Origin of the sequence: Sphingopyxis sp. DBS4 (genome assembly GCF_024628865.1) — a bacterium.
GTDB lineage: Bacteria > Pseudomonadota > Alphaproteobacteria > Sphingomonadales > Sphingomonadaceae > Sphingopyxis.
Genome location: NZ_CP102384.1, coordinates 2,685,760 through 2,699,082, shown reverse-complemented (window position 1 = coordinate 2,699,082; position 13,323 = coordinate 2,685,760). Strand labels below are relative to the sequence as shown.

The following is a 13,323-nucleotide window of genomic DNA, read 5'->3' as shown; positions in this document are numbered from 1 at the left end:
TCCCGTCAGGCCGTCGCGGGTTTGAGCGACTTGCCGACCGTGCCTTGATCGAGGCGTGCGCGCACCCCGGTCAGGAAGATGCGGAGCGATTCGACGAACAGTTCCTCATCGTCGAACGGGCTGTCGGCGATCGCCTTGGCGAGATTGGGATATTTGCCCGGATCGACAAAGGGCATCGGCGCGACGCCGCGGGCGCGCGCCGCCGCCTCAAACAGCGCGGTGCCATAGGTCAGCCGTTCGATCGCTTCGATCACGACAAGCTGGATCGATGTCGGAAAGGGTTCGTCGCGCGCCGCCCGGTCATAGGCGGCCAGCAGCATATGCTTGGGGAAATAGCGCAGGATCAGCGGCGCGGCGTTGGGATGCTTGAGCATCGCACGGCGCGTCGAGACGCAGATGTCGATGATGCGCTCCTCATAGGATTCATCACCGCTGTCCATCAGCGTGATGCGCACGAGCATGATCCGCGCGACTTCCTGAAGCAGTTCCGACTTGTCCTTGAAATGATGATAGAGCGACGGCGGACGGACGCCGAGCTTCTTTGCAACGAGACCGAGGCTCAGGGCTTCCAGCCCATGTTCGTCGATAACCTCGAGCGCGGCTTCGGCGGCATTGCTGCGCGAGATCAGCGGTTTGGATGGTCGTGCCAAAAGGATTTCCCCTGTTTCGGCCGCTCATGGCAGCAGCGGCGCGCAAGTGCCAGCCTAAAAGGAGTCGGTTTATCTCTCACCGCAGCATCAGGCCCCCGTCGATGACAAGGCTCTGCCCGGTGATGTAAGATGCCTCGGGCGAGGCGAGGAACAGCGCTGCGGCGGCAACCTCGGTGGGATTGCCGAAGCGTCGGAGGGGGATCGCGCGCAATGTATTGCCCGCCTTGCGTTCGTCGGCGCGGACGCCCGCGGTCATGCGCGTCTCGATGAAACCGGGGGCGATCATGTTGACGCGCACGCCGTCGCGCGCCCACTGGTCCGCGACCGCACGGGTGAATCCCAACAGGCCCGTCTTGCTCGCCGTATAGGCCGGCGCATGGCCGATCGCGATGAAGCTGGCGCAGGAGCCGACGTTGACGATCGCGCCGCCGCGGTCGCGCAGGACCGGATGGAAGAGATAGCAGAGTTCGGCGGCGGCGTTAAGGTTGACCTCGATCACGCGGCCATAGCCTTCCATCGAATATTCGTCGGGGTGCGCCTGGCCGGCATTGTTGACGAGAATGTCGATCGCACCCGCGGCCTCGACGAGTGCGGCGCGGTCGGCGGGCCGGTCGAGGCAAGCCTGTGCATAGGCGAAGCGCGACAGATCGTCCGGATATTCGCCCGCGCCCGCCCGCGTTCCGGTCACGATCACATCGGCCCCGCTGTCGGCGAAAGCCTCGGCGATGCCCAGGCCGATCCCCTGTGTGCCGCCGGTCACCAGCACGCGCCTGCCGTGAAAATCGAACCGGATCATCCTGTTTCTCCCGATCTTATAAAACTATTGACGTTAGATAACGCGAGGCGCAGGCTTTTGGCAAGCAGGAGAGGACAGGCCATGACCAGCGACTTGCAGCGAACCGTCTTTGTTGCCCGCGATGGCGTCAGGCTGGTTGCCGACCGCGGCGGCAGCGCGGATGCCCCCGCGGTCATTCTGCTCCATGGCGGCGGGCAGACGCGGCATAGCTGGAGCCGCGCGGTCGAGCGGCTGCTCGCCGAAGGGTTTCAGGTCGTCAACTATGACGCGCGGGGGCATGGCGAGAGCGACTGGTCGCCCGAAGGCGCCTATCAACTGACCGACCGCGCCGACGACCTGGCGACGATCGCGTCGGATCTCGATGTGCCCTTCCTGCTCGTCGGCGCGTCGCTGGGCGGGGCGACATCGATCGTCGCGATCGATCGCGGACTCCGTCCGGCCGGTCTGGTGCTTGTCGATATCGTGCCCCAGCCCGATCCGCGCGGCATCGACCGCATCGTCTCCTTCATGCGCGACCATTTGGGCGGTTTCGCCACCATCGACGCCGCCGCCGCGGCGGTCGCGGCCTATAATCCCCGGCGCAAGGCATCGGCGGACAGCAGCGGTCTGATGAAGAATCTCCGCCTGGGGACGGATGGGCGATTCCTCTGGCATTGGGATCCGCGAATCATCGCCGACGCTCCCGAACATCATCATGGCGTTGTTCAGCACGCGGCGCGGTCGCTCGCCGGTCTGCCGCACCTGCCGGTGCTCCTGGTGCGCGGCCTTGCCAGCGACGTCGTCAGCGACGCCGGCATCGCCGCCTTTCGGCGCATCGTGCCGCGGCTCGAACTGCTCGACGTGGCGGGGGCCGGGCATATGATCGCCGGCGACCGCAACGATGCCTTCAACGACGGCGTGATCGCCTTTGCCCGGAAAATGCTGTCGGCAGAAGCCCGATCGACACCATAAAGGCAATTGGATTCATGGTCTTATCGGAAAATCCCTAAAACCTTACGGCGTTAATTTTCTCGATTGACATTAAATCTAATGAGGATAGGTTATTGCGCAAGGCCGCAGGATGACGGCCCGTTTTGGAGAGGACTCGTCATGGACCGCAGTGCTTCGCTTCGCGCTATTCGCCACGCCTGTCTGGCGTCGATCATCGCCGCCGCCGGGACGGCGCTTCCCGCCCATGCCCAAAGCGCCGCGACCGAAGCGGCACCTGCGGACGAGACGGCAAGCGCCCCGACCGAGGGCGAGATCATCGTCACCGCGCGCCGCCGCGACGAACGGCTGATCGACGCGCCGGTCGCGATCACCGCACTCGGCGGTGCGGCGCTCGACAATTATGCGGTCACCGAATTTACCGATATGGCCTCGCTCGTTCCGACGATGGTTGCGGGCAAGGCGGCCTCCGGCTCTTCGGCCAGCATCTTTCTGCGCGGCGTCGGTTCGACCGCGCTCAGCGCCGGCTTTGATCAATCGGTGTCCTTTGTCGTCGACGGTATGCCGATGAGCCGCGGCCGCGAGATCAGCCTCAGCCAATATGACGTCCAGCGGGTCGAGGTGCTCAAGGGGCCGCAGGCGCTGTTCTTCGGCAAGAATGCGACCGCGGGCCTGATTTCGGTCACGACCAACAGCCCGAAGGACTTTTTCGAGGCGGGCTTCAAGGCGGGCTATGGCTTCGAGGCAAAGGAGAAATATGGCGAAGGCTATATCTCCGGCCCGCTCTCCGACACGCTTCGCGCGCGCCTGGCGTTCCGTCTCTCGGACAGCGAGGGCGCCTTCACCAACACCGCTGCGGAAACCTATCTCGACCCGCTCGGCATGGAACGGCACCGCAACAGCAAATATCGTGGCGGCGGCCGCACCTACAGCGGCCGTGCGACGATCGAATGGGACGCGGCGCCCAACCTGAGCTTTCAGCTCAAGACGGGCTATACCGATCAGAAGGACGGCGGGCCGACCGACCTGATCGAGCGTATTTGCGGCAGCGGCCGCACGACGCCCTTCGCCGCGAACGGCATCCCGCCCAGCCCCAACGCCGATTGCGCGATCAACGGCCGCTCGGATAGCTCGACCCTGCCGGTCGCGGTGGCCGAAGCGAATTACCGCTACGCCGGGGACGGGCATATGTATTCGCGTCTCAAGTCGGGCTACGGCATATTGACCGCGACGCTGACCAGCGACGTCTTCGACGTGACGTCGATCACCTCCTATTACCGCTTCAAGCAGACCGACCTCAACAATGTGTCCGGCGAAGCCTATCCGGCGAGCTTCTCGCAGCTCGCCGACTATCGCCAGACCGCCGAGGAGCTGCGTTTCCAGTCGAAATGGGACGGGCCGGTCAACGTGCTGTTCGGGCTGTTCGCGTCGAGCAACAAGTTCATCTTCAACACCGACGCCTATATCTTCCCGGTGCCGATCGATCCGTCCAGCGGCACCTATGTCACCTTCAAGCGCGACAATGGCTTCAGCGGCAGTTCGATGTCGGCGTTCGGCGAGGTGACGGCCAATCTGTCCGAAGCGATCGAACTCGCGGCGGGCGCGCGCTGGAGCTATGAATCGCGCGATTCCTATCAGCGGGCGCTGCCGGCACATGCGGCTTTCGCGACGGCCTTTCCGTCGAACCTTCCGCCGCTCGAAGATCGCTATCGCGAGGGCGACGTGTCGCCGCAGGTCACGCTGCGCTACAAGCCTTCGCGCGACCTGACCTTCTATGCCGCCTATAAGGAAGGCTTCAAATCGGGCGGCTTCAACATTTCGCAGTCGCTGACCCCCGCCGCCAGCGTCGCGGCGGGTCAGTTCGGCGCCGAACGGGCACGGGGCGGCGAAGCAGGGGCAAGGGCCATCCTGCTCGGCGGCGCGCTCTCGCTCAACGCGACCGCCTATCTCTACGATTATCTCGACCTGCAGGTGCAGAATTTCGATCCGGTGACGATCGGCCAGGTCGTCGCCAACGCGGGCACGCTGCGCGTGAAAGGCGTCGAGGGCGATTTCAACTGGCGCTCGGGCGGCTTCTCGCTCCGCGGCGCGCTTGCCTATAACCACGCGCAGTACAGCGACTATATCGGCCAATGCTACGCTGGCCAGACGATTGCAGCGGGGTGCAACCTGCTCCAGTCCAATCCGGCCGATCCGGATTCGGCCTATACAAGCCAGGATTATGACGGCCGGACGCCGCCCAAGGCGCCGCGCTGGGCGGGGCGGCTCGGCGCGGGCTATGAGGTGCCGCTGTCGGCGTCGGGCTGGTCGCTCGAACTCAACGGCGACGTGAGCTACAGCTCCAAATATAATTTCTCGGACACGTTGCGTCCCGACGCGGTGCAAAAGAGCTTCACCAAATTCGACGCGTCGCTGCGGCTCAACGGCCCCGACAAGCGCTGGAGCCTTGCGCTGATCGGCCGCAACCTCGGCAACAAATATGTCGTGACCGGCGGCTCCGACATTCCGTTCGCCGGGGGCACCGGCACGGGCACCACGGGGCCGGGCGTGCTCGCCGACATGTCGGCCTTCGTCGACAATCCGCGCGAAATCTATCTCGAAGCGTCGGTGAAATTCTGATGCGGCGGGGGCGGGCGTCGCCACGCGTCGCCGTGGTGCTGGCGGCGGCGATGGTCCTGTCGCCCGCGCTTCGCGCTGCCCCCGGCGGGAGCGATGTCGGCGACGGCGGTCTTCCGGTTTTCTATGACTGGCGCGGTGCGCTCCCCGCCGATCCGGGCGTCATCGTCGCCGAAGAGCCGCTGCCCGGCGACTATTCGGTGCCCGGCGCGGCGAAAGCGGTCCGCATCCTCTACACGGCGCGTGACGGCATTACCGACAAGGGCGTCGTTGCGGTATCCGCCGCGGTGTTCGTGCCGAAGGGCGAGCCGCCGGCCGGCGGATGGCCGATCATGGCGTGGGCGCACGGCACCACAGGCATCGCCGACATCTGCGCGCCGTCGGCCCGGCCGCGCGGCGCGCGCGACAGCCAATATCTGTCGAGCTGGCTGAGCGGCGGCTTCATCGTGGTGGCCAGCGACTATCAGGGATTGGGGACGCCGGGGATTCATCCCTATTCCAACTATCGCGCTCATTCCTACAGCCTGATCGACAGCGCGCGGGCGCTGCTCGCCACGCCGCGCTATCATGCGGCGAACCGGGTTATCCTCGCCGGGCAGTCGCAGGGCGCGGGGGCGGTCGTCGCCGCTGTGGGTTATGCACCCGCCTATGCGCCCGATCTCGCGATCCGCGGCGTCGTGGCGACGGGGGCGCCCAATCTGTCGAAAGCCGCGATCGAAAGCGGCCTTGCCTCGAGCGCGACCGACGTCATGGTCACCGGCGCCTATGCGATGATCGGCTATGAACTGAGCCGTATCCATCCGGATTTGTCGGCCGACGAGATATTCACGCCGCAGGGCCGCGAACTGGAGGCCCATGTCGGCAGCGCCTGCCTGCCCGAACTGATGCAGGAAGCCGCCGACAAGGGGCTCGATCCGGCACGTACCTTTCGGCCCGGTATGTTGAAGACGCTCTGGGATACCGATGTCGACCTGCGATCCTTTCCGTCGCTGACCTTCGGCATGCCGCTGTTCTTCGGGATCGGATCGGCCGACACCGCCGCGCTGCCGATGACGACGCTGACGCTGGTCAATGACCTGTGCAGCCGCGGCAACACGGTCGAGGCCCGCATCTACAAGGACAAGGACCATTCGGGCGTCGTGAACGCGGCCGCCGCCGACGCCATCGGCTTTGCCAGGGCGGCGGTCGGTGGCACTCCCGTTGCTGCGACCTGTCGGGCTTCATGAAGGTCCAGCGTTTGCCCTGGCTCGCACTGGCCGCTACGGCCGTCGTCGCCGCGGTGCCGGCCGCTGCCGGGCAGGCGGTGATTGGCCGGACGATCGACACGTCGGTGGAGGGGCCCGTGGTGCGGCCCGCGGCGCGACAGGGCGCTCCGAACATTCTCGTCTGGGTGATCGACGATACCGGCTTCGGACAATTGTCGTCCTATGGCGGCCTCGTCGATACCCCCAATATCGACCGCGTGGCGGCGATGGGGCTGCGCTATTCCAACTATCATTCGACCCCGATCTGCTCGGCGAGCCGCGCCTCTCTTCTGACCGGGCGCAATTCGCACGAAGTTCATGTCGGCGGGCATTCGGCGATGGCGATCGGCTTTCCGGGGCAGGACGCGCTCGTCCCGCGCAGCGCCGGAACCATCGCCGAAAATCTCCGCCAGGCGGGCTATGAAACCTTCGCTGTCGGCAAATGGGATCATTTGCCGCCGCGCGACGCGTCGGCCGCCGGCCCTTTCACCTATTGGCCGAGCGGGCAGGGGTTCGATCGCTTCTACGGCTTCCTTTCCTATGATGCGGACAATTTCGCGCCGCTGCTGTGGAGCGACCACAGTCCTGCGCCGCTTCCGGCCGATCCCGCCTATCATCTGAGCAGCGACATGGCCGACCGGGCGATCGCGATGATCGGCGCGCGGCAGGCGGCAGGAGGCGCGCGGGCTCCCTTCTTCCTCTATTGGGCCACCGGCGCCGGGCATTCGCCGCACCATGCGCCCGACGAATGGCTCGCGCGCTATCGCGGCAAATTCGACGAGGGATGGGACGTTGCGCGGGAAAGGATACTCGCGCGGCAGAAAGCGCTGGGGCTGGTGCCGGCGAACGCGGAACTCCCGCCGCGACCCGAGGGCATGAAGCCCTGGGCCGAACTTTCGGCGGACGAACGCCGCCTCTATGCGCGCGCCATGGAGGCCTTTGCCGCGCAGCTCGCCCATGCGGACCATGAATTCGGGCGGATATTGGATGTGCTCGAGGCACAGGGCGAACTCGACAACACGATCATCGTCGTCACTTCCGACAATGGCGCAAGCGGCGAGGGCGCGGTGTCGGGCACCTATAGCGAGCAATTGATGGCGAACGGGCGCTTCGCCACGGTCGACGAGAATCTGGCGCATATCGACGAATGGGGGCGACGCGGCACCTATCCGCTTTATCCCGTCGGCTGGGCCGTCGCCGGCGACACGCCCTTCCGCTATTACAAGCAGACGGCCTTTGAGGGCGGGATCCACGTTCCGCTGATCGTCGCCTGGCGAAGGGGGATCGCGGCGCATGGCGAGGTCCGCCGCCAATATGCCCATATCAGCGATGTGATGCCGACGCTTCTCGAAGCCGCCGGCGTAAGGCCCGCGGCGATCGTCAACGGCGTCCGTCAGCAACCGATCAGCGGCACGTCGCTGACCTATAGCTTCGCCGATGCGGATGCGCCGGACGCCAAAAAAGTCCAATATTATGAAATGTACGGCAATCGCTCCATCTGGGCGGACGGCTGGAAGGCGGTCATGCCGCACCGGCTGCAGACCTGGGATTTCAAGAAGCAGCCTCCGATCACCGATCAGGGATGGCAGCTTTTCGACCAGCGGCGCGATTTCAACGAACTGCATGACCTCGCCGCGCAGAATCCGCGAAAGCTGGCCGAACTCCAGCGCCTGTTCGACCGCGAAGCGAGGAAATATAACGTCTACCCGCTGACCAACACCGGGGCGGCGCAGCGGCTGATGGCCGCGAAGGCGGAGCGCCGGCTGGCCGAGACCGGCGGCCTGTTCCGCTATCAGGGACGGGTGAGCCGGATTCCGGAAGCGCTCGCTCCGCCGATCCACACCCACAGCTTCACGATGACGATGGCCGTCGATCCGGGGCAGCGCGGCAACGGGACGTTGATGGCGATGGGGGGCCGGTTCGGCGGCCTCGGTCTCTATCTGCGCGAGGGCGTCCCCATTCTGGCGCTGCGGACGATGGACGGCAAGCTGTCGCGCCTCGCGGCACCCGGCAGGCTGACCGGAAAATCCGAAATTGGCCTCCGCTTCGACCGGATCGGCCCCGAGGAAGCGCGCGCGACGATCAGTGTCGACGGCAAGGATGTCGCCACGTCACCTTTCCAGGGTGCGCTCTCCGTCTTCCTCTTTTCGGGGAACGAGACGTTCGACATCGGGTCCGATCCGGGCACCACCGTCCTTGACGGCATCGACGCGCCTTTCCCGTTCGACGGCAAGATCGGCGAGACCAGCTTCGTCGTTTCATCGCCGCAGCGCTAATCCGCAGTGACGATTTAACGCTTCCCTCGCGCCTTGTGGGGCTATTCATGCCTCAGCGCGTCGATGGGATTGAGGCTCGCCGCTCGCCTGGCGGGGAAATAGCCGAACACGACGCCGATCACCGCCGAGATTGCGAAGGCTATAATGTTGATCTGGGCGTCGAACATCCAGCTCACCTGCATGACGGGCGACAGGATCGCGATCGCGAGTTGCGCGATGAGGAGGCCCGCGAGGCCGCCGAGGCACGAGAGGACGATCGCCTCGACGAGGAATTGCATCAGCACCTCGCGTGCGACCGCGCCGATCGCGAGGCGGATGCCGATCTCGCGCGTGCGCTCGGTGACCGACACCAGCATGATGTTCATGATGCCGATCCCGCCGACGAGCAGCGAGATCGCCGCGACGGCCGCGACGATGCGCGTCAGCAGGGTCGTGGTTCCGGTCAGCGTGTCCGAAATCTGCTTGGTGTCGAAGATGTTGAAATTATCGTCCTTGCCGCCCGTGATCTTCCGTCGCTCGCGCAAGAGGTCGGTGATCGATGCCTGCACCTGCTCGGTCGAAAAGCTCTGGTCGACGCCGACGAGCATCACCGAGACGTCCTGGTTGCCGGTGAAGCGGCGCTGGACCGCTTTCACCGGCATGATGACGATATCGTCCTGGTCGCCGCCGAAACCGCCCTGGCCGCGCGTCGAGAGCACGCCGATTACGTCGCAACTCACCCCCTTGATGCGGAAGCGCGCGCCGACCGCGCTGCCGCCGCGAAACAGGTTCTGGCGCACGGTGTTGCCGATGATGCACACCGCCTTGCCTGCTTCCTCCTCGGCGGGCGTGAAGGTGCGGCCCTCGACCAGCGGCCACGGCTGCACGGTGAAATAGGCGTCGGTGGTGCCGTTCACCGTCGTCGACCAGTTGGCGCCTTCGTAGATGGCGGTGCCGCTGGTCTGCGCCTGCGGCGCCACTGCGGTGACGCCGGCGATCTGCTGCGCAATCGCGCCCAAGTCGGCCATCTCGAAATCGGGCGGACGCGGACCGCCGCCGCCGCGGCCGAAGCCCTGGCCGGGGCGGATCTGGAGGATGTTGGTGCCGAGCGCCGATATCTGGCTCTGCACCGCGGCGGTCGTCGCATTGCCGAGCGTCACCATCGTCACCACCGCGGCGACGCCGATGACGATGCCGAGCACGGTCAGGAAGGAGCGCAGCATGTGACGGCGGATCGAGCGCAGCGCGAGGAGCAGGGTCGTGCCGATCATGGTTGCGGTTCCATACGGCTGCGCGACGCCGCGTTGACCTCGATGCTCTCGACCAGCCCGTCCTTGAAATGCACCAGCGTGTGGGCGAACTCGGCCATGTCGGGCTCGTGCGTCACCATCAGCACGGTGATGCCGCTGTCGCGATTGAGCTCCGACAAGAGCTCCATGATCTCGATCGAGCGTTCGGAATCGAGATTGCCGGTCGGTTCGTCGGCGAGCAGCACATCGGGGCGGGTGACGATCGCGCGCGCGATGGCGACGCGCTGCTGCTGCCCGCCCGACAGCTCGGCGGGGGTGTGGTCCCACCAGTCCTTGAGCCCCACCTTGTCAAGCGCCGCCAGCGCGGCGTCGCGGCGTTCGGCCTTCGGATCGCCGCGATAAAGAAGCGGCAGCTCGACATTCTCGAGCGCGCTGGTGCGCGCGAGCAGGTTGAAGCCCTGGAACACGAAACCGAAATATCGCCGCCGCAGCAGCGCGCGCTGGTCGCGCGTCAGCGCCTCGACATGGTGGCCCCGGAACAGATAGGAGCCGCGCGTCGGCACGTCGAGGCAGCCCAATATGTTCATCGTCGTCGACTTGCCTGAGCCCGAAGCCCCCATCACCGCGATGAAATCGCCCGCCATGATGTCGAGGTCGACGCCCTTCAACGCCTGAAAGGCGGTCGGCCCCTCGCCATAGGTCTTGGTGATGCCGGACAGGCGGATGATCGGCTCGGCCATCGCTCAGCCGCCCTTCCGGGCTCCGGATTGCCCGCTGCTTGCGGACGCGTCAGCGCTCCCGTCGGAAAGCTGTCCGGTGAGGACCTTCATGCCGGCGCTGAGCTTGCCCGACGCGACCTCGGTCAGCGTCCCATTGGTGTCGCCGGTGGTGATCTGCACGGCTTGCGGCTGACCGTCGGCGCCGAGGACATAGATGGTCTGCTGCGCGCCGCGATCGGTGGTGACGCTCCGTTCCGCGCGATTGCCGCTCCGCCGCGGCCCGCGGGGGACAAGCGCGCTGGTGATCCCGCCCTTCGAGGAATCGGTGCTCTGCCCTTCGGTCGTGGGGCGATAGCGGAGCGCCGCATTGGGGACGAGCAGTACATTCTTCTTGCTCATCGTCACGATGTCGGCGGTCGCGGTCATGCCGGGGCGCAGAATCTGCTTCGCATTGTCGACCGACAGGATGGCCGTATAGGCAACCACCGTTCCGCTGCTGCTGCTCGTCGTCGATGAGGAGGACGACGAAGAGGAGGAGGAACTGCCGCTGCTGTTCGATCCGACATTGACCCGTGTGATCTTCGCCGGAAAGCGCTGGCCGGGGAAGGCGTCGACGGTGAAGGTCGCGTCCTGCCCTTCCTTGACCTGCCCGACGTCGGCCTCGTCGATCGACACCTCCAGCTCCATCTGGCTCAGATCCTCGGCGATGGTGAAGAGGACCGGTGCGTTGAGCGACGCGGCGACGGTCTGGCCAGGCTCGATGTCGCGCGACAGCACGACGCCGGTCACCGGCGAATAGATGCGGGCTTTGGAAAGATTTGTCTGCGCGGTGCCGAGCGCCGCCTGCTGCTGCGCGACCTGCGCGCGCGATGCGGCGAGCGAGGCGACGGCGCGCTTCTGATCGGCGCGCGCCGCATCGAGTTCGGTTTTCGAGGGAACGCGACCGCCCGAGAGGCGCGACACCTCCTCTTGCCGCGCCAGCGTCGCATTCGCCTGTGCGAGCGTCGCCTGCGCCTCACCGACATTCGCCTGCGCCGCCGCGACGCTCGCCTGTGCCTGGACGACCGAATCCTGGAGGCGCGCGGTATCGAGCGAGGCGAGAAGCTGCCCCTTGGTCACGCGGTCGTTCACGTCGACATAGACATGGGTGATCAGCCCCGACTGTTCGGAGCCGACGTCGACCTGGTTGATCGGCTTGATGTTGCCGGTCGCCGATACGGTGACGGTCAGCGCGCCGCGCTCGGCCGCCTGCGTCGAATAGCTGGCCGCTTCCGCAGGGCCGAAGCAGCGATAGAGGACGAACAGGATGAGGACCGTGAACAGCGCGATGGCGGGCCATTTGCCGCGGCGCATCCACGCGCTTTCGGGCTTCACGCCCAGGAATTCGTCGAGATTCTGCGTCGCCGCCTGTGCTTCGGTCATTCGCCGTTTCCATTCTCCATGGTCTGCCATCCGCCGCCGAGCGCATTGTAAAGCTGCACGACCGCAAGCGCTTGCGCCGCCTGCGAACTGGCGAGGCTGTTGCTCGACGAGAGCAACGAGGTTTCGATGTTGGACAGCGTCTGGAAGTCGGTGAGCCCCGACTGATATTGCAGCCGCGCGAGAATCGCGCTGTTGTTCGCGGCTTCGTGCGCGATCGCGAATTGCCGGCCGCGCTCGTCGGCCGATGATACCGCGACGAGCGCATTTTCGACATCTTCGAGCGCGGTGAGCACCGTCTGGCGATAGGCGGCGTAAGCGCCGTCGACCGCGGCCTGCTGCGAACGGACCTGCGACGCGCGCGCGCCGCCGTCGAACAATATCTGCGAAATCCCCGCGAACAGCGATCCGGTGATCGCGTCGAACAGGCCGCCCGTGGTCAAGGCGCTTGTCCCGAGCGAACCGCTGAGGCTGAGCGACGGCAGCAATTGCGCCTTCGCCACGCCGACGCGGGCCGTGGCGGCGGCAAGGCCGCGCTCGGCAGAGCGGACGTCGGGGCGCTGGCGCAGCGTGTCGGCGGGGAAGCCCGCGGCGATGCCCGACGGCGGCGCGGGGATTGGCGCGGCGGTTTCGAGCGATGCGGTCGCGGCGCCGGGGGCCTGAGCGGTCAGTACCGCGATCCGGCCCAGCGCGCCGCGGATGCTTGTCCGGAACTCGGGCAGGCTCGCCTCGGTCTGCGCGAGCTGGGTGCGCGCCTGCTCCTCGTCGAGCGAGGAAGCGAGACCCGCCTGCACGCGCCAGCGCGCGATGTCATAATTGTCGCGCTGGTAGCGGAGCGTATCCTCGGCGATGCCAAGTTGCTGTTGCGCGAGGCGAAGCTGGATATAGTTGGTCGCGAGTTCGGCGATGATCGCGATGCGTACCGAGGCGAGGTCGTAGCCGCTCGCGGCTTCGTCGGCGCGGGCCGCTTCCACGGCGCGGCGTCCGCCGCCGAACAGGTCGACCTGCCAGTCAGCGTCGATTCCCAGCGCATAGCTGCTGCTGTCGGCGCTCTTGCTGTCGATGTTGCGGCCGGCTCTTCCGCTCGCGCTGGCGGTGGGGAGCAGGTCGGCGCCTGCCTGGACCGATGCTTCGCGGGCCTGACGCAGACGCGCCTTTGCCTGCGCGATATCGAGGTTGGAGGAAATCGCGCGGTCCACGAGCTGGTCGAGCACGGGGTCGTTGAAGCGTTGCCACCAGGACGCCAGTTCGGCGGGATCGGTCGCGGCGGTGCGGCCCTCGCTATAGGTCGAGGGCACGCCGAGATCGCTGGGCGTCGATGGGCGATAGTCGGGGCCGACAGCACAGGCCGCGAGCGTTGCCGAAGCGACGAGGATTGCCAGCAAACGCGGTTGGCCGATCATTCGGAGGCTTGCATAGGTTCGATCTGACCCGGTCAACAGTCCCT

General features: G+C 66.2%; 10 protein-coding genes. 4 read left to right on the top strand and 6 right to left on the bottom strand.

The window, feature by feature from the left end; all coding sequences use genetic code 11:
* Nucleotides 1-5 precede the first annotated feature (5 nt).
* Together NP825_RS12860 and NP825_RS12855 are read right to left on the bottom strand one after the other, a co-directional pair.
* A complete protein-coding gene (locus tag NP825_RS12860) occupies nt 6-650 on the bottom strand; it encodes a TetR/AcrR family transcriptional regulator (RefSeq protein ID WP_257544029.1) in 645 nt (214 codons plus the stop codon).
* 76 nt (nt 651-726) lie between these two features.
* Nucleotides 727-1,446, bottom strand: a complete 720-nt coding sequence (locus NP825_RS12855) for an SDR family NAD(P)-dependent oxidoreductase (RefSeq protein WP_257544027.1) — start codon at nt 1,444-1,446, stop codon at nt 727-729.
* Nucleotides 1,447-1,527: 81 nt separating this feature from the next.
* Here NP825_RS12855 and NP825_RS12850 point away from each other — a divergent pair, with 81 nt between their 5' ends.
* From NP825_RS12850 to NP825_RS12835, 4 genes are all read left to right on the top strand, one after another.
* A complete protein-coding gene (locus NP825_RS12850; protein WP_257544025.1) occupies nt 1,528-2,397 on the top strand; it encodes an alpha/beta fold hydrolase in 870 nt (289 codons plus the stop codon).
* 138 nt (nt 2,398-2,535) lie between these two features.
* Nucleotides 2,536-4,992: a TonB-dependent receptor gene (locus NP825_RS12845; RefSeq protein WP_257544023.1), complete on the top strand. Its 2,457-nt coding sequence runs from the start codon at nt 2,536-2,538 to the stop codon at nt 4,990-4,992.
* Nucleotides 4,992-6,215 carry a lipase family protein gene (locus NP825_RS12840; protein WP_257544021.1) on the top strand — a complete coding sequence of 408 codons (1,224 nt, stop codon included), beginning with the start codon at nt 4,992-4,994 and terminating at the stop codon, nt 6,213-6,215. Before NP825_RS12845 ends, NP825_RS12840 begins: the two co-directional genes overlap by 1 nt.
* Nucleotides 6,212-8,509 (top strand): arylsulfatase, encoded by a 2,298-nt coding sequence (locus NP825_RS12835; RefSeq protein WP_257544019.1) that lies wholly within the window; start codon nt 6,212-6,214, stop codon nt 8,507-8,509. The genes NP825_RS12840 and NP825_RS12835 overlap by 4 nt, the downstream gene beginning before the upstream one ends.
* Before the next feature lie 41 nt (nt 8,510-8,550).
* On the opposite strand, the gene NP825_RS12830 is transcribed toward NP825_RS12835, so the two are convergent.
* The 4 genes from NP825_RS12830 to NP825_RS12815 are packed head-to-tail and all read right to left on the bottom strand — an operon-like array spanning nt 8,551 to nt 13,279.
* Nucleotides 8,551-9,759 (bottom strand): ABC transporter permease, encoded by a 1,209-nt coding sequence (locus NP825_RS12830; RefSeq protein WP_257544017.1) that lies wholly within the window; start codon nt 9,757-9,759, stop codon nt 8,551-8,553.
* Complete coding sequence (locus tag NP825_RS12825; RefSeq protein WP_257544015.1) at nt 9,756-10,478, bottom strand: ABC transporter ATP-binding protein; 723 nt, start codon at nt 10,476-10,478, stop codon at nt 9,756-9,758. The genes NP825_RS12830 and NP825_RS12825 overlap by 4 nt, the downstream gene beginning before the upstream one ends.
* Nucleotides 10,479-10,481: 3 nt before the next feature.
* Nucleotides 10,482-11,879, bottom strand: a complete 1,398-nt coding sequence (locus tag NP825_RS12820) for an efflux RND transporter periplasmic adaptor subunit (protein ID WP_257544013.1) — start codon at nt 11,877-11,879, stop codon at nt 10,482-10,484.
* Nucleotides 11,876-13,279 carry an efflux transporter outer membrane subunit gene (locus NP825_RS12815; protein ID WP_257544011.1) on the bottom strand — a complete coding sequence of 468 codons (1,404 nt, stop codon included), beginning with the start codon at nt 13,277-13,279 and terminating at the stop codon, nt 11,876-11,878. Before NP825_RS12815 ends, NP825_RS12820 begins: the two co-directional genes overlap by 4 nt.
* Between the last annotated feature and the right edge of the window lie 44 nt (nt 13,280-13,323).